The organism is Vibrio sp. 10N.247.311.13 (assembly GCF_041467595.1).
In the GTDB taxonomy this organism is placed as follows: Bacteria; Pseudomonadota; Gammaproteobacteria; order Enterobacterales; family Vibrionaceae; genus Vibrio; species Vibrio crassostreae_C.
The window spans coordinates 1-20,835 of the sequence record NZ_JBFSUX010000017.1 but is presented as its reverse complement, the minus strand read 5'-3'; the positions used below and the strand labels follow the sequence as shown (position 1 = coordinate 20,835).

Here is a 20,835-nt window from a genome sequence, read left to right as displayed (position 1 = left end):
ATGGAAAAGTTTCGAGTTATTGGATCGGATAAGCCGCTAAGCGGTGAAGTGACGATCTCAGGCGCAAAAAATGCAGCGCTACCTATCTTATTTGCTTCAATTCTTGCTGAAGAGCCAGTGGAAGTAAGTAACGTTCCTCACCTACGTGACATCGATACTACGATGGAACTGCTTAAGCGTTTAGGCGCAAAAGTATCGCGTAATGGTAGTGTTCATGTTGATGGCAGCGAAATTAATGAATTTTGTGCGCCTTACGATTTAGTGAAAACAATGCGTGCTTCTATCTGGGCTTTAGGTCCTCTAGTCGCTCGTTTTGGTGAAGGCCAAGTGTCACTTCCAGGCGGTTGTGCAATTGGTGCTCGACCTGTTGATCTGCATATCCACGGCCTAGAGCAACTAGGTGCGACCATTAAGTTGGAAGATGGTTATGTGAAAGCAAGTGTTGATGGCCGTCTGAAAGGCGCGCACATCGTGATGGATAAAGTAAGTGTGGGTGCCACCATTACTATCATGTGTGCAGCAACGCTAGCGGAAGGAACAACAGTACTCGATAACTCAGCGCGTGAGCCTGAGATTGTTGATACGGCTGACTTCCTAAACAAACTGGGTGCTAAAATTTCTGGCGCAGGTACAGATACTATTACTATCGAAGGCGTTGAACGTCTTGGTGGTGGCCAACACTCTGTGGTTGCTGACCGTATTGAAACAGGTACTTTCCTGGTTGCTGCTGCTGTTTCTGGCGGTAAAGTGGTTTGTCGCAACACCAACGCTCATCTTCTTGAAGCTGCCTTAGCGAAGCTTGAAGAAGCGGGTGCGAAGGTTGAAACGGACGAAGACTGGATCAGTCTTGATATGACGGGTCGTGAACTGAAAGCGGTGAAAATCGTAACGGCACCTCACCCTGGTTTCCCAACCGACATGCAAGCACAGTTTACTCTGCTTAACATGATGGCGAAGGGCAGTGGTGTTATCACTGAGACTATCTTTGAAAACCGTTTTATGCACATTCCTGAGTTACAGCGAATGGGTGCAAAAGCGGAAATCGAAGGTAACACGGCTATCTGTGGTGAAACGGAAAAACTGAGCGGCGCTCAAGTAATGGCAACGGACCTTCGCGCATCTGCGAGCCTTGTTATTGCTGGCTGTATTGCTCAAGGTGAAACCATCGTTGACCGTATTTATCACATCGATCGTGGCTACGATAAGATTGAAGATAAATTGTCAGCCTTAGGCGCAAACATTACACGATTTAGTGAGTCGAACTAACCTAGGTTAGTGGATTCATGAATCAGTAAGATGAAAACATAAAAGTCGGAACCTTGGTTTCGGCTTTTTTATAGTTGTATTTACCGCGAGTAAATCTATTGCTCATTTTTGCGCGAATAGATGAATCAACTTGGCGGTCGGTGAGGAACAAAATGATAGCAATATTACGTATTTTCGCAGTGGCGATATTTGCGATTCTTATGTTTGTATTTGGTTGTGGTTACTGCCTATTAAGTCCACGCAACCCGAAACACGTATTTACCTTTGGCCGTTATTTCGGTCGCATGTCGAAGATCTTCGGCATGAAGTTAGAGCTTCGCATCCCAGAAGATGCCTACTCTCGCGGCCAACATGTTTATGTGGCGAACCACCAAAACAGCTGGGATCTATTCACGATTTCATCAGCGGTAACGCCAAAAGTGGTAACTGTTGGTAAGAAAAGCCTAGTGTGGATGCCTCTATTTGGTCAGCTTTACTGGTTGACGGGTAACATCCTAATTGACCGTGCTAACCGTAGCAAAGCGGTAGGTACGATTGATCAGGTCGTGACGAGTCTAAAAGAGAGCGATGTTTCAGTTTGGATGTTCCCTGAAGGCACTCGTTCTCGTGGCCGTGGTCTGCTGCCATTCAAAACAGGTGCATTCCATGCTGCGATTGGTGCTGGCTTGCCTATCATCCCTATCGTGTGTAGCTCAACCGGTGGCGTGAAGCTAAACCGTTGGAACAATGGTCACGTGATTGTTGAAATGCTGCCACCAATCAGCACTGAAGGCTACGACAAGTCTAATGTTCGTGAACTGGCTAACCTAGCTCGTGAGCAGATGGCTGCGAAACTTGAAGAGTTAGACAAAGAAGTGGTTGAGCTTAATAAAAAGTAATTATCTAAGCGAAACGATGAACAATAAAAAAGGTTGCCAACTGGGCAACCTTTTTTTGTATCTAATAAACACCCAGTATTACGCTAAGTCGTTTATTAGAAGGTGTTTAATCTAAAGATTAAAACCTATTTGCGAACCGCAATAGCTTCGATCTCGATACCTACATCTTTTGGCAGACGAGCTACTTCAACACATGAACGTGCAGGGTAGTTTGCAACGCCGTGCTCATCGAAGAATTTACCGTAAACTTCGTTTACTGTGCCGAAGTCGTTTAGGTCTTTAACGAATACCGTTAGTTTTACGATGTCTTTTACAGTCAGGCCTGAAGCTTCAACAACCGCTTGAACGTTGTCTAGAGATTGGCGAGCTTGCTCTGCGATATCAGCAGATACTTCACCAGTTGCTGGATTTACTGGGATTTGACCAGAAGTCAGTACCATGTTGCCAAGGTCAACGCCTTGTACGTATGGGCCGATTGCAGCTGGAGCAGATTCTGTGTGAAGTACTTTAGTCATTGGTTTATTCCATCAGTTATTAGATAAAAATCAATTTTCAGTGTGCCTTCAAACTTTGGATAGGTAAAGCGCAAAATACCCCGCACAGGCGAGGTATTTGATAGTTTTTACATTCGGTCTTCTTTGCAGTATGACGTTATCTTTCTGTCACGATCTCGCGAGAGAAGACTTTTTCGCAATACTTACACTTCAATCGAATATCTTCTTTCTTTTCAAAGATCTTAAAGCTGCTTTCAACCGGTTCATTGTGAGTAATACAGTTGGTGTTTGGACACTCGAACACATCGTTGATTTGCTCAGGAAGTTCTAGTGGTAGCTTCTTAACTACTTCGTAATCTTCGATTTGGTTTACTGTTGCATGAGGCGCATAAAGTGCCAGCTTGCTCGCCTGTTCTTCTGTGATAAACACATTCTCAATCTTGAGCAGGTCTTTTCCGCCTAGTGCAGAAGACGGTAGATTCAGGCCAATCGTCACGCGCTGATGAGAATTGTGCATGTCGAACAGTTTTAGCACCTTGATCCCGATATTAGCTGGGATATGGTCGATAACAGTACCGTTTCTGATTGCTTCAACTTTTAATTGAGTCTCTTTAGACATGATATCTCTCCTCTACAGCGTTTCGTTAAGAACAAGGGCTAGCAATGCTTCACGAGCGTAAACACCATTCTCTGCTTGCTGGAAGTAGTAAGCGTAAGGTGTTTTATCGACATCGACAGTAATTTCATCAACGCGAGGAAGAGGGTGCAGAACCTTCAAGTTATCGCGTGCATTTTCCAGCATCGAAGCGGTCAGGATGTATGCGGATTTGATGTGCGCGTATTCTGACTCATCGAAGCGCTCTTTTTGAACTCGAGTCATGTACAAGACATCGAGCTCAGGAATGACATCTTCCATGTCCGTCAATAGTTGGTACTTGATGCCCGCTTCATCAAGCTCTTCGCAAATGTAGTCTGGCATCGCTAGAGCTTCTGGAGCAACGAAGTAGAAACAGATGTTGTCGAACTTCGCTAGTGCTTGAGTCAACGAGTGAACCGTGCGGCCGTACTTAAGGTCACCAACGAATGCAACGTTTAAGTTGTCTAGGCGGCCTTGTGTCTCAGCGATAGAGAATAGGTCTAATAACGTTTGTGTTGGGTGTTGGTTTGCGCCGTCACCTGCGTTAATAACAGGTACACCGTTTGAGAACTCAGAAGCCAGACGCGCTGCGCCTTCTTGAGGGTGACGCATCACGTAAGCGTCAACGTATGAAGAGATAACCTGTACCGAGTCCGCTAGCGTTTCGCCTTTCTTTGCCAAAGAAGTGTTACCACCACTGTCGAAACCAATCACATCACCACCGATGCGTTGAATCGCAGTTTCAAAAGAGAGACGAGTTCGCGTAGAAGGTTCGAAGAAGCAACTGGCAACAACTTTGTTCTTGATGAGTTCTGGGTTTGGCTCAGCCTTTAGCTGACCTGCCGTTTGAACAATTAATTCTAGCTCTTCACGAGAAAGCTCTGGAATTGAGATGATGTGCTTTTGATAGAGCGAATTCGCCATGATCTTCTTCCCCACAATAATGTATTGGCCATAAAAAAGCCCCCCATAATGGGAGGCTTTAAAAAAGTGCTGAAAAGCAGAATAGACGGCCTGGCAAGCATGCTAGCTTGCGAGCAATATTTGGTGTTTTCACAATATTACTATGTGTTTTCACAATATCATTATGTTTTATCACAATATTGGTTGGCGTCATTTTCACTACTCTCAGACAAATTGCCGAGAATTATACGCTTTCAATTTGTGAGCGCAAGCGATTACATCAAGCTTTTGTTTACTTTCATTATTGTCTATTGACCAAGCGTCGCGACCATCACCGCCTTGATGGTGTGCATGCGATTTTCCGCTTCATCAAATACAATCGAGTAGTCAGATTCAAACACTTCGTCAGTCACTTCCAAGCCGTTCATTCCATACTTGTCAGAGACTTGCTGACCAATCACAGTTTCATTGTTGTGGAAAGCGGGTAGGCAGTGCATGAATTTCACTTGAGGATTGCCAGTGAGCTTAATGACATCCATATTCACTTGGTATGGTTTCATTACCGCTACACGTTCGTCCCAAGCTTCAGGGGCCTCGCCCATTGAAACCCAAACATCGGTATAAAGGAAATCACAGCCTTGAACACCTTCAGCAACGTCTTCTGTCAGCGTGATGTTGGCACCTGTGCTTTGCGCGATAGCTTGGCACTCTTCAACAAGCTGCTCTTCTGGCCAGAATGCTTTAGGCGCGACAAGGCGAATATCCATGCCCATCTTCGCGGCTCCGACTAACAGAGAGTTACCCATGTTATTGCGTGCATCGCCTAGGTAAGCAAAGCTGATTTGGTGCAGATGTTTTCCGCGACCATGCTCAAGCATAGTGAGGAAATCAGCCAAAATCTGAGTAGGGTGGAACTCATCGGTTAAACCATTCCAAACCGGCACGCCCGCATAAGCGCCTAAGTCTTCAACGATACTTTGGCCAAAGCCACGATATTCAATGCCATCGTACATGCGTCCCAATACACGCGCCGTATCTTTCATTGATTCTTTTTGACCAATCTGAGAACCAGAAGGGCCAAGGTAAGAGACTTGAGCACCTTGCTCAAAGGCGGCCACTTCAAACGCACATCGTGTTCGAGTTGATGCTTTCTCGAAGATCAAAGCAATGTTTTTGCCGTTGAGTTTCTTCTGCTCAGTGCCTGCATACTTAGCTTTTTTTAGGTCAGCAGACAGGTCGAGTAAAAACTGAATCTCTTTAGGAGTAAAGTCGAGAAGTTTTAGAAAGTTACGATTGCGAAGATTAAAGGCCATCTCTCGCTCCTTGCGTATATAGAATCAATGAAGAACTTAGTTAAACATAAAAATGCTATATTTGTGAATATTTATTTTATTAATTTGATAAAAAAGGCCAGTAAATGAATACTGGCCTAGATAAGATTATTGAGTCTGTTTAACTGAGCTCTTTGACTTAGATACCATCTCTTTCGATAGGGCAACTCATACAGCGCGCGCCGCCACGACCACGGCCTAGCTCGTTGCCAGGAATCGTTAGAACTTCGATACCCGCTTTGTCGTATTTCTCATTGGTGTAAACATTACGTTCATAACCAATCACGGTACCTGGTTTCACTGTCAGTACGTTGTTTGCGTCATTCCACTGTTCACGCTCAGCTTCGTAGTTATCACCGCCGGTAGTGATGATCTTCAGTTGATCAAGGCCTAGCGCGCCTTCAATCGCTGACAGGTAGTTTTCAGCTTTCTCGACACGCATTTCGCCATTTTCTTTTGGCGTTAAGCGCCAAGTGTCTAGGTCTTTACGCACGATCTCTGGATAGACAGAGAACGTGTCGATATCCATGTGTGTCATCACCGTATCAAGGTGCATACAAGAGCGGTGTTTTGGTAGATCGATCGCAATCACTTCGGTAGCTTGGCCTGATCTAAATAAGCTAGCCGCTAGGTTTTCGACACCTTGTGGTTTAGTACGCTCTGAAATACCAACCAGTACCGCACCTTTACCGATAACCAGTACGTCACCGCCTTCAATGTTAGCGTTGTCGTAGTGAAGGTCTTCATCACCAAAGTACTTAATGAAATCTTGGCCTGCGAACACTGGGTGCCAGCGGTAGATAGCACGCAGGTGGTTCGTTTCACGTTGACGTGCAGGCTTCATCATCGGGTTAAGCGATACACCGCCATAAACCCAGCAAGAAGTATCTCGCGTAAATAGGTGGTTAGGCAGTGGCTCGATAACGAAATCGAGTGGTCGATGCATTTTAGGCAGCATCGATGATGATTTGATAGGAAGCTCAGAGTAGGCCAAGCCACCGAGTAAGATCGTTGCTAGATGCTCATTATCCATTTGAGCAAGGTAGTTTCTTAAGTCACGGGCGAAAGTCGGCCCATAACGGAAATCTGAGATTTGAGTATTCAGCAACCACTCACGAGCCTGAGATACGGCAAGCGTTTCTACTAGCAGGTCATGCAGCAGTAGTACTTCTACGTCTTGGCTGCGCAGCGTTTCTGCAAAGGCATCATGTTCTTCACCAGCGGCTTCAACGGCAAGTACATCATCAAATAGAAGCTCATGACAGTTTGAAGGGGTGAGGTGGGTGAGTGCTCTTTCAGGTCTATTTAGGAGAACTCGTCTCAATTGACCGACTTCGGAGCCAACGTACAGCTTACTCATTTTGCATCCTTACTATTAATCCAGCGTCTATTTATGACAAGCTTGTCCGTAATATGCAAGTTTTGTAGATTGAGTTAATACAAGGTATTTGGGTGATAATTGGTCATAAAACCTGTGATTTTTAAGTTTATACAGATTAAATTCCAACTAACTGGCTATCGAACGGAACAACGTTTTTGAGGATCTATGCTCAATTCGTGGCTTGTTAAAATTGAATTTTGCTTATTAATCGTGATTTTTTATTCACTATTATGCACTTTTTGATAACAAGCTGAGGATTTATGCACCCCAAAAGCGGTTTAGCGTATGCACCTAACGTGACTAATCACGCAAGTTTTATTCAATAAGCCCTAAAGTGGCCACAAAAACGAAATGCTAAAATACGGCGTAGTTAATAAAATGTTGAAAATTTGTTTCTGTGATTTTGATTTCACTTTTGAATTGATATTGGCGCTGCGATCTCGCGATAAACTTACCTTTCTAGGCCTGATCTGGGTGGCTTTTCTGGACGATCCGTGCCATATTTCGTGGCAATCAAATTTGATCTTTTCATAGTCAACACTCTGGAGCAGACACATGTCTCACGAAGATGAATATCTATCAGTAGCGGAATTAATTGAATTTCAAAAGGAAGAGACTCGCGACATCATTACAGCATTAATTGAAGATGGTAGCGATCCTGAAGCTCTATACGATATCGAGCATCACCTATTTGCTGAAGATTTCGATGTGCTTGAGAAAGCGGTTGTTGAAGCATTCAAAATGGGCTTTGAAGTGCTTGAAGCTGAAGAGACAGAAGACGAAGATGGCAATAAGCTACTTTGTTGTGATGCAACGATGCAATGCACTCTGAATGCAGAAGCGATTGATGAGCAAGTTGAGAAGCTTGTAAACCTTGCAGAGAAGTTTGACATTATCTACGACGGCTGGGGCACTTACTACGAAGGTGAAGATGCTATCTACCCAGACGAAGATGATGAAGGCGAAGAGTAATTCTTTCCCAATTTTAAAAAATGCCAGCCTCGAGCTGGCATTTTTTTACCCTCAGAAAAATAAATGTCTTTATATGCATTCATTCATTATAATGCGGTCAAAATTGATCTAGCTCAAGGAATGATATGCGGTTGCTTCTCGATGGTCTTTGGCAAATTTCGCCACTGACGGATCTCTCTATCCCACAAGATGACATCACCTTTCCGGCTCCGTTAAGCTCAAAGCTCCCTGATAGCTTGAGTGAAAGTCAAATTGCAGAGCAAGAGTGGCACCTGATGCACGACATCGAAGTGGATGACGCTATGTTAGCGTGTCCATTTGTTGAGTTAGTGATGGCTGGAGTCGATTATTTTGCTGAAGTTCGACTTAATGGTGTGGCTGTTTTTGATTGTGATGGTAGCCAAGCTGAATACCGTAAAGATATCCGTCCTTATATGCAGTCCGGCCGAAACCGTTTCGAGATCCTTTTCCTTGAAGAAGAGGAGAGCCTATTGCTTGAAGAAGACATGGATGACTCTGTATCTTCACAGGCTATCGCTAAATCTGATTCACGCATCGGGATTTGGCAAGCGCCATACCTGCAGTTCGTTCGAAACGTCAAGCTAGAGCAAGTTGTCACAGAGCAGATCTGGCACCACGGTGGTGGCTGTGAGTTTAAAGTGGATGTTATCTATCAAACGCTAAAGGCGGGGTTAGTATCGGCATCCATCAAGTTTAATGGTATGACTCTCGTGATGCCGATTGATGTACGCGCTGAACATACTGGCGTCGTGTTCCAGGTCGAAGCTCCTATCATTTTTGATATTGAGAATCCTAACCCCAAGTATCTATACCCATTAGAAGTGGTACTTGATGGGCAAGAAGAGAGTTCTTTTGTTGCCTTGAACCCAACTTCTTGCGTCAGTAACTTTCTACGTTAACTCCGTATATTTTAGCGTTATCTTCTTTCGCTATAGCGGCGCATTCTGCTTATAACGACTTGGCCATGACAACCTCACAAGCGTCGTGGCCTGTTTCTCCCCAAGCTGACTCAAGATGCTCAAACCCAAGCTTCTCATAGAGTTTGACCGCAGCACCCAAGCACTTCGTTGTTTCTAAATACATGTGTTGATACCCAAGTTGCTTGGCTTGCTTTAAGCTCAAAGCGACAATTCGCTTGGCTAGGCCATGCCCTCGAGTTTGCGGTAAGAAGTACATCTTTTGTAGCTCACACACATTGGGTTTACCTGCTAGAGGGGCAAAGCCACCGCCTCCGACGATCTTTCCGTTGTGTTCGATAACCCAGTACATTGCATTCGCTTGGCTATAGACAGAGTACATATCATCGAGTGTTGGGTCGGCTACGCCATAACCTTTATCTTCTGTGAGTCCATGCTCAGCCGAAACTTGGCGAATGATTTGTGCGATGCTTGGGTTGTCTTGCGGTGTAATGGGTCTAAGGGTGAACTCAGCAATTTGTTCCATGATCTGCCTATGAAAGGGTCACTAATATGTGACCCAATATATGGTGACTAAGCATGTTGGTGCAAACAGAATTGTTGTTGTGCCATTTGGTCGCCTGATTTACGTAACCAGACTTTCTCGTGGAAGTAGTAAGCAACGGTATTTAAAGTTGGCTCTAGCAAGGCCATCACACCGCCGATGAAAGCATCTCCAGTCAACAAGTAGACCACGGTAAAGGCAACACTAAAATGGATGCTAGCAAAGCTTGCTGTTTTTAATTTGGTCATCCACTGACGAGCTTTAAGCGCTGGAACTTGAGCCCACGCCTTTTCATGAAAATAGAAGGCAACAGTATTGACAGAGGGCTCAATCATAGCGATTAAGCTACCAATTAAGATGTCGCCTGTTAGTACATAAGCGACACTAAATGCGATAGTAAAATGTAATGCAGCAAAGGTTAGTGTCTTTTTCATGATAATTACTCAATCGTTGTGTTGTTTCGATAGGTCTATTATTGAGAATTATTATCATTAAGTATAATGGGAAGTAGAGATTAATTTGATAGATGAAACCTATCAATCAGTGCGGCTAGAGTGAGAATAGAGTGAGAAGCATTGGAATATTGGAATCAGAGGTATAAAAAAAGGCTGGTCACCAAGACCAACCTTTCTATTTAGAGCGAGAAGTTCGAAGCCTTCTCGTTCACTCGGTTTTAAAGCGCAGCGATTGTCGCTTTTTGCTCTTCAAGCTTCACAAGAGTCTCTTGGTAGCCTTCAAGCTTTTCACGCTCTTTCGCGATAACTGCTTCTGGTGCTTTAGCAACGAAACCTTCGTTACCTAGCTTACCTTCGATACGTTTAATCTCGCCGTGAGTCTTAGCGACTTCTTTATCTAGACGAGCAAGCTCTGCATCTTTGTCGATAAGACCCGCCATTGGGATCATCAACTCAGATTTGCCAACCAGTTTAGTTGCACAAGCAGGAGTCTCTTCACCATCAGCTAGAACTTTAATATCGTCTAGCTTAGCTAGAGAAGTCAGAACGATCTTGTTTGCTTCGATACGAGCTGCATCTTTCTCATCCGCTACTTTGATCATTACTTCTAAGCCTTGGCTTGGTGCAATGTCGTATTCCGCACGTAGGTTACGGATAGCGGTGATGAAAGTCTTAACCCATTCGATGTCGTCAACGATCTCAGCATTGAAGTTAGCTTCATTAAACTGAGGAAGCGCTTGAGTCATGATTGTCTCGCCTTCAACGCCGTCTACTAGCGGCTTAACGCTCTGCCAGATAGATTCAGTGATGTAAGGAAGAACAGGGTGAGCAAGACGCAGAGTCTTCTCAAGAACCGTGATAAGCGTGTAACGAGTCGCTTGTTGTTGAGCTTCAGTACCTTTCCAAAGAACAGGTTTAGTTAGCTCTAAGTACCAGTCACAGAATTGGTTCCAGATGAATTCGTAAAGCGTGTTTGCTGCCATGTCTAGACGGTAGTTGTCTAGGTGAGCGTTAAACTCTTTCGCAGCAACTTCAAACTGAGACTCAATCCACTTGTCTGCTAGAGAGAATTCCATGTTGGCACGGTCTTCTACAGACAGTGACATGCCACAGTCGTGCTCTTCTGTGTTCATTAGTACGTAACGGCTTGCGTTCCATAGCTTGTTACAGAAGTTACGGTAACCTTCAAGACGCTTCATGTCCCAGTTGATGTCACGGCCAGTTGAAGCCATAGCAGCAAGAGTGAAACGCAGTGCGTCAGTACCGTAGGGTTCGATACCGTTTTCGAATGTTTTACGTGTGTTCTTTTCGATCTTAGCAGCCAGTTTAGGTTGCATCATGTTGCCACAACGCTTCTCTACTAGCTCTTCAAGGCCGATGCCGTCAATCATGTCGATTGGGTCAAGTACGTTACCTTTCGACTTAGACATCTTATCGCCGTTTTCATCACGGATAAGACCTGTCATGTAAACAGTTTTGAAAGGTACTTGAGCCTTGCCATCTTCGTCTTTCACGAAGTGCATGGTCATCATGATCATACGAGCAACCCAGAAGAAGATAATATCAAAACCAGATACTAGTACTTCAGATGGGTGGAATGTTTTCAGTGCTTCAGTATCTTCAGGCCAGCCTTGTGTGCCGAACGTCCAAAGTGCAGAAGAGAACCAAGTATCCAGTACGTCGTCGTCTTGCTTAAGCACAACAACAGGCGCTAGGTTGTTCTTTTCACGAACTTCTTCTTCAGTGCGACCTACGTAAACTTTACCATCGTTGTCGTACCATGCTGGGATACGGTGGCCCCACCAAAGTTGACGAGAGATACACCAGTCTTGCACGTCACGCATCCACGCGAAGTACATGTTTTCGTACTGCTTAGGTACGAATTGGATTTGACCATCTTCAACCGCTTTAACTGCAGGTTCTGCAAGAGGTGCTGTGCGCACGTACCATTGGTCAGTCAGCATTGGTTCGATAACCACGCCACCACGGTCGCCGTAAGGGACAGTCAGGTCGTGATCTTTGATCTCTTCAAGAAGACCAAGCTCATCGAATTCAGCAACGATAGCTTTACGTGCAGCAAAACGCTCCATACCTTGGTACTTAGCAGGGATACCTGTTGAGTAAACATCGCTTTCTTCGCCGTTAGTCGTGAAGACTTCAGCAGCATCACGGATATCAGCATTGAACGTTAGGATGTTGATCATTGGTAGGTTGTTGCGCTTACCCACTTCGTAATCGTTAAAGTCATGAGCTGGAGTGATCTTCACACAACCCGTGCCTTTTTCCATGTCTGCGTGCTCATCGCCTACGATAGGGATAAGACGGTTTACAACAGGAAGTAGGATTTCTTTGCCGATAAGATCTTTGTAACGAGGATCTTCTGGGTTAACAGCAACACCAGTATCGCCAAGCATGGTTTCAGGACGAGTAGTCGCAACAACGATGTAGTCTTTACCATCTGCCGTTTTAACACCGTTCGCTAGCGGGTAGCGGAAGTGCCACATGAAACCTTTTTTGTCTTTGTTTTCAACTTCAAGATCCGAGATTGCAGTGTGCAGTTTAGGATCCCAGTTTACTAGACGTTTACCACGGTAGATTAGGTCTTCTTCGTATAGACGAACAAACACTTCTTGAGTCGCAGCCGATAGGCCGTCATCCATAGTGAATCGTTCACGATCCCAATCTACAGATGCACCAAGACGACGAAGTTGTTGAGTGATCGTGCCACCTGATTCGCCTTTCCATTCCCAGATCTTGTCGATGAAAGCTTCACGGCCGTAGTCGTGTTTTGTTTTGCCTTCTTCGGCAGCAATCTTACGCTCAACAACCATTTGAGTTGCGATACCTGCGTGGTCAGTACCCACTTGCCAAAGCGTGTTTTTGCCTTTCATACGTTGAGCACGGATAAGCGTATCCATGATCGTATCTTGGAACGCGTGACCCATGTGTAGGCTGCCAGTGACGTTCGGTGGCGGGATCATGATGCTGTAAGCTTCTTTTGATGTGTCACCGTGTGGCTTAAAGTAGCCTTTCTCTTCCCAAGTCTTATACAGAGCTTGTTCGATTGATGTTGGGTTGTATGTCTTTTCCATAGTGCTCTTAAACGGATACTGTGAATGGTTAATCGTGGTCAAACTTCATAAGTGAAGCTTCTTGAATCTAAATCCAAAGATAGCTTTAACTATGAGGTTTGACTATGGATGTTGAATCTCGATAGTTTGTAGCTGATATCTAGCTTGACGGTAAATTTTATACCTTTCTCGAGCGAGTTGCTTAGCTTTTTCTTCGCAAGGGACGAAGTCTATCACCTGAGCAAAGGCGTTCGCAAAGGTTGTATGATTATCGGCCAGATTAATTACTAGCTGACGATTCCAATTATGTTTTACGCCTTGATAGCCAATTTCGATGTTGGTTGAATACTTCGGGCCTTCGCCAACCAAGTTGTGCGCAATAAAATCACAGGGTTCGACTTGCCAGAAAACTTCAGCAATACGCTCGGCATGCTCTTTGTCATTACAGTTGAGATAAAGTTTAGCGCCTTGTTTTGCAAAGTGCTGAGCAAGAAACAGCACATAGTGAGCAAAACCATCTTCGCTGGCTTGCGGGCTGTCTGAAGGCACAATGTAAAATGTAGCAGTCTGCATACTTAATACTCGAACTGAAAATCGTGGATATCAATGTTACTTGGTTAACAGGGTCTAACAAATAGCGCTTATTAAAAAAGGGCCCGTAGGCCCTTTTTATTATTTTGAAGATTGCTCTTCAGTCTCTTGGCCGCTGCGGTTCAATAAGAATTGGACTAGCATTGAGACAGGACGACCTGTCGAGCCTTTCGCTGCGCCTGACTTCCAAGCTGTACCAGCACTGTCGATGTGTGCCCAGTGGTACTTCTTAGTGAATTTAGACAGGAAACAACCAGCAGTGATTGTGCCGCCAGGACGGCCACCGATGTTCGCCATATCAGCGAATGGGCTGTTTAGCTGCTCATGGTACTCGTCTGCCATTGGTAGACGCCATGCACGGTCACTTGCTTGCTCTGAAGCATTAACAAGTTCGTGAGAAAGTGGGTTGTGGTTCGATAGAACGCCACTGATGTGGTGACCTAGAGCGATAACACATGCGCCAGTTAGCGTAGCAACATCGACAACACAGTCAGGTTCAAAACGCTCAACGTAAGTTAGAGCATCACATAGAACCAAGCGACCTTCAGCATCAGTGTTGAGTACTTCAACCGTTTGGCCTGACATTGTCGTTAGGATATCACCTGGACGGTAAGCATTGCTGCCCGGCATGTTTTCACAACCGGCTAGGATACCAACCACGTTAATAGGCAGGTTCAGCTTAGCCAGTGCTTTCATTGTACCGAATACAGACGCCGCACCACACATGTCGTACTTCATCTCATCCATGCCTTCACCAGGCTTAAGCGAGATACCGCCTGAATCGAAAGTCAGACCTTTACCTACTAATACAATCGGCTTCGCATCTGGATCCGGAGCGCCTTTGTATTCCATGATAGACATCATCGATTCATTTTTAGAGCCACGGCCAACTGCTAGGTATGATGTCATACCCAGTTTTTCCATCTCTTCTTCGCCAATGATCTTAGTCTTCACTGTCTCGTAATCGTCGGCTAAACGACGAGCTTGAGAAGCAAGGTAAGCAGGGTTTGCGATGTTTGGTGGCATGTTGCCTAGATCTTTAGACGCTTTTACACCTGAAGCAATAGCAAGGCCGTGAGAGATTGCTTTCTCACCCAGGCTCAATTCGCGACGTGTTGGTACATTGAATACCAATTTACGTAGTGGGCGACGAGTCTCTGGCTTGTTGCTCTTGAATTGGTCAAATGTGTAAAGACCATCTTTAGTCGCTTCTACCGCTTGGCGAACTTTCCAATAAGTGTCGCGACCTTTAACGTGAAGTTCTGTAAGGAAACATACAGCTTCCATAGAACCTGTTTCGTTTAGTGTACTGATGGTTTTTTGGATAATTTCTTTGTATTGACGCTCGCCTAGCTCACGTTCTTTACCACAGCCTACCAGTAGAACACGTTCTGAAAGTACACCAGGTACTTGATGCAGTAGTAGCATCTGGCCAGGTTTACCCTCTAGATCACCGCGACGAAGCAGTGAACTAATGTAGCCATCGCTAATCTTATCTAATTGCTCGGCGACTGGAGAAAGGCGGCGCGGTTCGAATACACCGACAACGATACATGCGCTGCGCTGTTTCTCTGGGCTGCCACTTTTTACACTGAACTCCATGCGTACTCCTACATCCTGAAGACAAATCGAACTAAATGTTAGATAATGGGTTCTTACTTGTTGGATCCTATAATGGAACTAACCTTAAAGAAGAACGCTAACACTTAGCTAAAAATTTAAAAAAATAAAAGGTTCAACGGGAAATTATAGTGATTCAATCAAAAAAACAAGTTTTGTATAGGTAATTTGAGCGTGATTATTGTTAGATATTTGATCCGCGAGACAATCAAGAGCCAATTTGCGATCTTTTTTGTTCTCTTTCTCGTGTTTCTCAGCCAAAAATTCATCAGTGTTTTAGCGGATGCCTCTGATGGTGATATCCCTGCGAGTCTTATATTGTCGATTGTTGGCTTAAATATGCCAGCGATGGGCCTATTGATGCTTCCACTCAGTATCTATATTGGTATTTTGCTTACTTTTGGCCGCCTTTACGCTGAAAGTGAAATAGTGGTCATGAACGCCACCGGTATCGGTAATAAATTCCTGATCCAATCTGCGCTTTACCTCGCTTTAATTACGGCATCTGTTGCAGCCTTTAACTCATTTTGGTTATCTCCTTGGTCACAAGACAAAGTTGAACAAATGTATGAAGAAGTAGCTGCAGAGAACAGCGTTGATTTGCTACCAAAAGGTAAGTTTGAAGGTACGCCGGATGGCTCTTCTGTCGTGTTTATTGATGATATCGACGGTAATAAGTTAGAAAACGTGTTCGTAGCTCAAATGCGTCCGCGTGATTCTGTACTGCCAAGTGTGATGTTCTCGAAGTCAGGTGATGTAAAAGAGCTCAGTGATGGTCGCCAAGTGATCGTAATGTACGATGGTACTCGTCATGAAGGCATTCCGACTCGCCTCGACTACAGGGTGACGCACTTTGAAGAATACGAAGGCCTGATTGGTCAGCGTGAAGTTGAGAAGAAAGGTCGAGACTGGGAAGCGATCCCTACGCTTGAACTGATTGGTAACTCAAATAATAGTGCGAAAGCAGAGTTGCAGTGGCGTATTTCTTTGGTACTTTGTATTCCATTGTTGACCATGCTTGTCGTGCCACTGTCTGCGGTAAACCCTCGACAAGGTCGTTTTGCGAAAATCGGCCCAGCAATACTGATTTATCTCACCTATTTCTTAGCAATCAGTGCAACCAAGTCTTCAATCGAAGAGGGGAGCATTCCTGCGGTAATCGGCATGTGGCCAATCAATGCGTTATTGTTATTTGTCGCGATTGGTGCCAACTTTATGGATAGCGTGCCAGTAAGGCGTTTGAAAGAAAAATTCAAGAATAAGAGGTTGGCTTAAGCCGTGTTTAAGATTCTCGATTTATATATAGGCAGAACCATCATCGCAACGACGTCACTGGTATTGGTGACGTTTGTTGGTCTCTCTGGGATCATCAAATATGTAGAACAGCTAAGAAAAGTTGGCCGTGGTACATACGATCTATTACAAGCGCTGTATTTCGTTTTATTGAGTATCCCTCGTGATATCGAAATGTTCTTTCCAATGGCTGCATTGCTTGGCGCATTGATAGGGCTTGGTATGCTTGCTGCAAGTTCTGAGCTTGTCGTTATGCAGGCAGCTGGTTTCTCTAAGTTAGATATCGGCCTATCGGTACTTAAAACGGCTATTCCACTGATGATCGTGGTGACATTGCTTGGTCAGTGGGGTGCACCGCAAGCGCAGAAAATGGCTCGTGATTTAAGAACTATCTCGATTGCTGGTGGTAATATTATCTCGACGCAAAGTGGTGTTTGGGCTCGTGATGCCAATGACTTCATTTTTATTGTCAAAATCGATGACCAGAAACTATATGGCATGAACATGTGGCGCTTTGATGAAAACAAGGCACTTAAGACCGCTATTTATTCTGACGAAGTTGATTACGTTGGAGACAACGTTTGGACGATGAAGGATGTAGAGATCACGTCTTTTGAAAATGAGCTTCAAATTACCAAAGAAAGCCTACCGACTTACTCTTGGGAAACTTCATTAGCTCCAGACAAGTTGGCGATAGTAACGGTTAAACCAGAAGAGCTATCGTTAAGTGGGCTGTATGATTATGTTTCTTATCTGAAGGCGTCAGAGCAAGATGCATCACGCTATGAATTGGCGCTGTGGAGAAAGATAACCCAGCCAATTTCGATCGCGGTTATGATGTTGATGGCACTGTCGTTTATCTTTGGTCCTTTGCGTAGCGTGACCATGGGTGCGAGGATTTTGTCAGGAGTTATTGCTGGCTTTACCTTCTATATATCCAGTGAGTTCTTTGGCCCGGTGAGTTTGGTTTATCAAATACCGCCTGCCTTTGGCGCAATAGCCCCGAGCGTGGTATTCCTTGGAATTGCCATCATGCTCTTGAGGCGGAAACTGTAAATAGAAAAAAGGAAGGCATAACGCCTTCCTTTTTTGATCTTGATTGGAGCTAACTTAAATCACGCTATCGTACTTGTGGTAACACTACGACTTTTGTCTTTGCCCAGATATCGTGAAAGCCACGTTTTTCAGGATCGAATGGAACACATAGGTTTGCCAATCCAAAACCTGAAGTACCTAAACGAATCAGCGCCTGCGTTACTGTGATCGCTGAGCCATCTTTGTTTTGAACGCGCAGCTTCCAAGCTCTCATGCCGAGAGTCTGACCAGCTCTAGTCCAGAAGAAGACGAAGAAATATACCCAAACGGCCACTAAGTAAAAGGTGTATGCAGGGCTCCAAATCGGATGGTTGGTTAAGAAGTCACTAACATCGGCATATCCGCTGTGGTTAAAAATGCCGAGAGCCATGAGTGCGTGCAGTAGAGCGACAATGACGCCAGCCGCCAACATTTCAATAGCGATTACGATCAGAGCGTCGTAGAACAAGGCACCAAATCGGCGCATGACTCCTGCTGGTGGCAGAGTGTTTGTTGATGTCATGTGTTATTACTTCTTTAAAAATTGAGGCGTCAGAATATAGTTTAAGGCTTAGCCTGAAAAGAGACATGACGCACAGCTTATGACTTAGTGGCGAAATTATCGGCAAACACACATGAATTCAAGTTTTTATACTTGCCACATCAGTTCGCATACGTATAATGCCAAACATCGAAAGGGCAATGCCCCAAGATAATGCCGGTATGGTGAAATTGGTATACACGACGGATTCAAAATCCGTTGCCTTCGGGCGTGGCGGTTCAAGTCCGCCTACCGGTACCATATTTAAATGACAAAGCCTCGACGAAAGTCGGGGCTTTGTTGTATCTGGGATATAGGAAGCGTTGCCTTCGCGGTGGCGGCAGGAATGCCTGTCCAATCAGTCCGCCTACCGGTACCAAACATAGAAAGGTCGCTTTGGGCGTTTGTGAATTTTAAATCCAGCGTGTCGGCTTGGATGCAAGCCCAGTCAAGTCACCTACCGGCACCATATTTAAATGACAAAGCCTAGATGAAAATCGGGGCTTTGTTGTGGGGTATAGGAAGCATTGCCTTCACGGTGGCGGCAGGTATGCCTGTTCAATCAGTCAGATCTTGATGTTTCATTCCTAAATTTCATCATTTCTCTTCGTAATCTAATGTGCCAATGAATTAATTATCTTAAATCAGAATGTTACCTTTAATTCTCACATCTATTGTCTATGTTTAAGATAGATCATAAAGGAGAGAGATATGCTGAAAGTAACCCCTTACTTATTTTTTGATGGTCGTTGTAATGAAGCATTGGACTTTTATCACAAGTGCTTTGGTGGTGTAGTTTTATCAAAACAACTATTTAGTGACGCACCACAGGTAATAGAGGGTGCTCAGCCTGATTGGGTTATGCACGCAGAGTTTGAAGCATTCGGTATGAAGCTTATGATGTCAGATGGCGTCAAAGCGAAAGAATTAGAAGGAAACAATCTTGCACTCTCCCTTGTTACTGAGGATACGACGACTCAAGAGCAAATCTTTGAAAAGCTCAAGAAGGGAGGGCGGATAATGACTCCACTCGCAGATACTTTTTGGGGGGCTCGATTTGGCAAAGTAGAAGATAAATTCGGTATACGCTGGATGGTGCACTGCGACTCTTTAAGTTGAGCCTGTGAAATTGGATAGTGAAATTGCTGCTTGGTTTTATTAGAATTATAAATAGAGATTAATCATCAATATTATATATAAAAATGGGCAGCATAAAGATTACCGTAGATCGCATTCAGCCCGGTCTGCATATACGACTCCCCGTAAAATGGAATGAACACCCATTTTTATTCAACAGCTTTAAAATCAAAGATGACGCTCAAGTAAAAGTAATTCGACATCTTGGGATTAAGCACGTCTATATAAACCTGAGTCAAAGTGATACCTCACCTTTACCTGTTAATCACGTAGGTGAACAAGAAGTCGATATTGATTCACAGGTAAGCCTTGAAACGGAAAGAATGTGGAAAGATAAGCATGAGCGTATCGAAACCCTTAGCTCTTACCGCCGCAGGGTGAGTCATTGTGAGAGAGAGTTTGAACGTTCGCTTGCTCGAATGCGATCTGTGATGACCAAGATCCGTAACAGACCTTTAGATGCGGTAGGGGAGGTTAAGGCTCTTGTTGATGATATCGTTGAAACTCTAGTGAGCGATGATAACGTCACCTTGCACCTTATGAATGCTAAAGCAGATTTCGAAGATATTTACTTTCATACTCTAAATGTTTCGGTTGTTGCACTGATGATAGGAAAGGCCAAAGGCTATAACACACAGCAATTGAAAGACCTCTCATTCGCAGCGTTGTTTCACGATGTAGGCAAGATCAAAATACCAGTCGCGATACTAAGAAAGCAGAGTGCACTAACGGTGCCAGAAGAGAACTACCTGAAGCTTCATACTAAATACGGTGCGGATATTGTATCGGCAATTGATGACTTTCCTGAAAGTGCTAAAAAGGTGATCGCTCAACATCATGAGATGAATGATGGTTCTGGCTACCCCGAGGGCTTAAAAGAACATGAGATTGATGAATTTGCCAAGATAGTCGCCGTGGCTAATGCATTTGATAACCTTTGCCATGGTAAAACGCAATCTCAACAAATGATCCCGTATTTGGCACTGTCCCACCTATATAAGAGCTGCAAGCATCTATATAGCCAAGATAACTTGGGGCTGTTAGTTAAGTTCATGGGAGTCTATCCACCAGGAACTGTAGTACAGCTTTCAAATGACTCGATTGGGATTGTGATATCCGTTAACGCTAAACATATGCTTTATCCAAATGTACTTATCTATGATCCTAGCGTGCCAAGAACCCAAGCTCCGATCATTGACCTCTTTATTAAAGAGATCAAAATCGTTAATGCCGTTCATCCAAGCAAATTACCTGAACAAGTTCGAGAGTATCTAAACCCTAGGGCTCGTTTATCTTACTTTTTTGATAGTGGAGAGTAGTTATCCACAGGTCGTTGTGGGTAATTTGTTCGAAACTTGGGGTGAAAGTGGTATAAATAAGCCCTTGGTTGAAATGTCTTCGCTTAACCTCTTTTTTTAATAAAAAACGCATTTATTGCTTGCCAATATGAGCGGCATCTCTATAATGCCGCCTCACTGACACGGCAGACGCCACAAGGCTTCAGCGAGAAATGTTAGTAAGGCAACTAGCTTTAAGCGATGATTCGCTTCTACTTTTAGAAAGTAGGAATTAATTCCAAATAAGTGTTTGACACTGAGAATTAAATCGCTAGAATGGCCGCCTCTTCCGAAGTGATGTAAGTCACAACGAAGAGAAGCTCTTTAATAATTTAAACCTATCAATCTGTGTGGGCACTCGTTGATGAATAT

Annotated in this window: 19 protein-coding genes and 1 tRNA gene; 9 read left to right on the top strand and 11 right to left on the bottom strand. The window is 44.3% G+C overall.

From position 1 onward, the window contains the following. Complete coding sequence (murA, locus tag AB6E52_RS09570; protein WP_102320270.1) at positions 1-1,266, top strand: UDP-N-acetylglucosamine 1-carboxyvinyltransferase; 1,266 nt, start codon at positions 1-3, stop codon at positions 1,264-1,266. 152 nt (positions 1,267-1,418) lie between these two features. Next, positions 1,419-2,144, top strand: a complete 726-nt coding sequence (locus AB6E52_RS09565; RefSeq protein WP_017058926.1) for a 1-acylglycerol-3-phosphate O-acyltransferase — start codon at positions 1,419-1,421, stop codon at positions 2,142-2,144. Between the two features lie 125 nt (positions 2,145-2,269). Here AB6E52_RS09565 and AB6E52_RS09560 read toward each other — a convergent pair whose 3' ends face one another. The 5 genes from AB6E52_RS09560 to arcA all read right to left on the bottom strand — a co-directional run bounded on the left by AB6E52_RS09560 (position 2,270) and on the right by arcA (position 6,869). Continuing rightward, the gene (locus tag AB6E52_RS09560) at positions 2,270-2,659 is read right to left on the bottom strand and encodes a RidA family protein (RefSeq protein ID WP_004735319.1); all 390 of its coding nucleotides are present in this window, start codon (positions 2,657-2,659) and stop codon (positions 2,270-2,272) included. A 136-nt stretch (positions 2,660-2,795) separates the two neighbouring features. Continuing rightward, the gene (gene pyrI / locus AB6E52_RS09555; protein ID WP_017058927.1) at positions 2,796-3,257 is read right to left on the bottom strand and encodes an aspartate carbamoyltransferase regulatory subunit; all 462 of its coding nucleotides are present in this window, start codon (positions 3,255-3,257) and stop codon (positions 2,796-2,798) included. Positions 3,258-3,269: 12 nt separating this feature from the next. Continuing rightward, positions 3,270-4,199: an aspartate carbamoyltransferase gene (pyrB, locus tag AB6E52_RS09550; RefSeq protein WP_012604860.1), complete on the bottom strand. Its 930-nt coding sequence runs from the start codon at positions 4,197-4,199 to the stop codon at positions 3,270-3,272. Positions 4,200-4,486: 287 nt separating this feature from the next. Next, positions 4,487-5,491 carry an ornithine carbamoyltransferase gene (locus AB6E52_RS09545; RefSeq protein ID WP_102320269.1) on the bottom strand — a complete coding sequence of 335 codons (1,005 nt, stop codon included), beginning with the start codon at positions 5,489-5,491 and terminating at the stop codon, positions 4,487-4,489. A 157-nt stretch (positions 5,492-5,648) separates the two neighbouring features. Further along, positions 5,649-6,869, bottom strand: coding sequence for an arginine deiminase (arcA, locus tag AB6E52_RS09540; protein ID WP_017058929.1), 1,221 nt, complete (start codon positions 6,867-6,869; stop codon positions 5,649-5,651). Positions 6,870-7,445: 576 nt separating this feature from the next. Between arcA and rraB the strand changes: the two genes are divergently transcribed. After that, positions 7,446-7,862 carry a ribonuclease E inhibitor RraB gene (gene rraB, locus AB6E52_RS09535; RefSeq protein WP_017058930.1) on the top strand — a complete coding sequence of 139 codons (417 nt, stop codon included), beginning with the start codon at positions 7,446-7,448 and terminating at the stop codon, positions 7,860-7,862. Positions 7,863-7,987: 125 nt separating this feature from the next. Beyond that, the gene (locus AB6E52_RS09530) at positions 7,988-8,782 is read left to right on the top strand and encodes a glycosyl hydrolase 2 galactose-binding domain-containing protein (RefSeq protein WP_017058931.1); all 795 of its coding nucleotides are present in this window, start codon (positions 7,988-7,990) and stop codon (positions 8,780-8,782) included. 49 nt (positions 8,783-8,831) lie between these two features. On the opposite strand, the gene AB6E52_RS09525 is transcribed toward AB6E52_RS09530, so the two are convergent. From AB6E52_RS09525 to pepA, 5 genes are all read right to left on the bottom strand, one after another. Beyond that, a complete protein-coding gene (locus AB6E52_RS09525) occupies positions 8,832-9,326 on the bottom strand; it encodes a GNAT family N-acetyltransferase (protein WP_017066666.1) in 495 nt (164 codons plus the stop codon). 47 nt (positions 9,327-9,373) lie between these two features. Continuing rightward, positions 9,374-9,778, bottom strand: coding sequence for a DUF2061 domain-containing protein (locus tag AB6E52_RS09520; RefSeq protein WP_102320268.1), 405 nt, complete (start codon positions 9,776-9,778; stop codon positions 9,374-9,376). A 239-nt stretch (positions 9,779-10,017) separates the two neighbouring features. Then, positions 10,018-12,891 (bottom strand): valine--tRNA ligase, encoded by a 2,874-nt coding sequence (locus AB6E52_RS09515; protein ID WP_102320267.1) that lies wholly within the window; start codon positions 12,889-12,891, stop codon positions 10,018-10,020. 102 nt (positions 12,892-12,993) lie between these two features. Then, the gene (locus AB6E52_RS09510) at positions 12,994-13,443 is read right to left on the bottom strand and encodes a DNA polymerase III subunit chi (protein WP_017066664.1); all 450 of its coding nucleotides are present in this window, start codon (positions 13,441-13,443) and stop codon (positions 12,994-12,996) included. Positions 13,444-13,542: 99 nt separating this feature from the next. After that, positions 13,543-15,063 (bottom strand): leucyl aminopeptidase, encoded by a 1,521-nt coding sequence (gene pepA / locus AB6E52_RS09505; protein WP_017058936.1) that lies wholly within the window; start codon positions 15,061-15,063, stop codon positions 13,543-13,545. Positions 15,064-15,255: 192 nt separating this feature from the next. On the opposite strand from pepA, the gene lptF reads away from it, so the two are divergent. Both lptF and lptG read left to right on the top strand, forming a co-directional pair. Continuing rightward, complete coding sequence (lptF, locus tag AB6E52_RS09500; protein ID WP_017058937.1) at positions 15,256-16,356, top strand: LPS export ABC transporter permease LptF; 1,101 nt, start codon at positions 15,256-15,258, stop codon at positions 16,354-16,356. A 3-nt stretch (positions 16,357-16,359) separates the two neighbouring features. Next, on the top strand, positions 16,360-17,430 hold the full coding sequence (gene lptG / locus AB6E52_RS09495) for an LPS export ABC transporter permease LptG (RefSeq protein WP_017058938.1): 1,071 nt from the start codon (positions 16,360-16,362) through the stop codon (positions 17,428-17,430). A 64-nt stretch (positions 17,431-17,494) separates the two neighbouring features. On the opposite strand, the gene AB6E52_RS09490 is transcribed toward lptG, so the two are convergent. Further along, positions 17,495-17,971, bottom strand: a complete 477-nt coding sequence (locus AB6E52_RS09490; protein ID WP_102320266.1) for an RDD family protein — start codon at positions 17,969-17,971, stop codon at positions 17,495-17,497. Between the two features lie 194 nt (positions 17,972-18,165). Here AB6E52_RS09490 and AB6E52_RS09485 point away from each other — a divergent pair. The 3 genes from AB6E52_RS09485 (at position 18,166) to AB6E52_RS09475 (ending at position 20,445) form a co-directional block, all read left to right on the top strand. Continuing rightward, a tRNA-Leu gene (locus AB6E52_RS09485) sits at positions 18,166-18,250 on the top strand. A gap of 450 nt (positions 18,251-18,700) precedes the next feature. Beyond that, positions 18,701-19,108, top strand: a complete 408-nt coding sequence (locus AB6E52_RS09480) for a VOC family protein (RefSeq protein ID WP_102320265.1) — start codon at positions 18,701-18,703, stop codon at positions 19,106-19,108. An 83-nt stretch (positions 19,109-19,191) separates the two neighbouring features. Next, a complete protein-coding gene (locus AB6E52_RS09475) occupies positions 19,192-20,445 on the top strand; it encodes an HD-GYP domain-containing protein (RefSeq protein WP_017063746.1) in 1,254 nt (417 codons plus the stop codon). The last annotated feature ends 390 nt before the right edge of the window (positions 20,446-20,835 follow it).

Excerpts from the sequence above, each read along its gene's own strand:
- AB6E52_RS09475 (WP_017063746.1), top strand. The coding sequence starts at position 19,192 with ATGGGCAGCATAAAGATTACCGTAGATCGCATTCAGCCCGGTCTGCAT.
- AB6E52_RS09510 (WP_017066664.1), bottom strand. The coding sequence starts at position 13,443 with ATGCAGACTGCTACATTTTACATTGTGCCTTCAGACAGCCCGCAAGCC.
- AB6E52_RS09565 (WP_017058926.1), top strand. The coding sequence starts at position 1,419 with ATGATAGCAATATTACGTATTTTCGCAGTGGCGATATTTGCGATTCTT.
- arcA (WP_017058929.1), bottom strand. The coding sequence starts at position 6,869 with ATGAGTAAGCTGTACGTTGGCTCCGAAGTCGGTCAATTGAGACGAGTT.
- AB6E52_RS09525 (WP_017066666.1), bottom strand. The coding sequence starts at position 9,326 with ATGGAACAAATTGCTGAGTTCACCCTTAGACCCATTACACCGCAAGAC.
- AB6E52_RS09560 (WP_004735319.1), bottom strand. The coding sequence starts at position 2,659 with ATGACTAAAGTACTTCACACAGAATCTGCTCCAGCTGCAATCGGCCCA.
- rraB (WP_017058930.1), top strand. The coding sequence starts at position 7,446 with ATGTCTCACGAAGATGAATATCTATCAGTAGCGGAATTAATTGAATTT.
- AB6E52_RS09530 (WP_017058931.1), top strand. The coding sequence starts at position 7,988 with ATGCGGTTGCTTCTCGATGGTCTTTGGCAAATTTCGCCACTGACGGAT.
- pyrI (WP_017058927.1), bottom strand. The coding sequence starts at position 3,257 with ATGTCTAAAGAGACTCAATTAAAAGTTGAAGCAATCAGAAACGGTACT.
- pyrB (WP_012604860.1), bottom strand. The coding sequence starts at position 4,199 with ATGGCGAATTCGCTCTATCAAAAGCACATCATCTCAATTCCAGAGCTT.
- AB6E52_RS09480 (WP_102320265.1), top strand. The coding sequence starts at position 18,701 with ATGCTGAAAGTAACCCCTTACTTATTTTTTGATGGTCGTTGTAATGAA.
- pepA (WP_017058936.1), bottom strand. The coding sequence starts at position 15,063 with ATGGAGTTCAGTGTAAAAAGTGGCAGCCCAGAGAAACAGCGCAGCGCA.
- AB6E52_RS09490 (WP_102320266.1), bottom strand. The coding sequence starts at position 17,971 with ATGACATCAACAAACACTCTGCCACCAGCAGGAGTCATGCGCCGATTT.
- AB6E52_RS09545 (WP_102320269.1), bottom strand. The coding sequence starts at position 5,491 with ATGGCCTTTAATCTTCGCAATCGTAACTTTCTAAAACTTCTCGACTTT.
- AB6E52_RS09515 (WP_102320267.1), bottom strand. The coding sequence starts at position 12,891 with ATGGAAAAGACATACAACCCAACATCAATCGAACAAGCTCTGTATAAG.
- AB6E52_RS09520 (WP_102320268.1), bottom strand. The coding sequence starts at position 9,778 with ATGAAAAAGACACTAACCTTTGCTGCATTACATTTTACTATCGCATTT.
- murA (WP_102320270.1), top strand. The coding sequence starts at position 1 with ATGGAAAAGTTTCGAGTTATTGGATCGGATAAGCCGCTAAGCGGTGAA.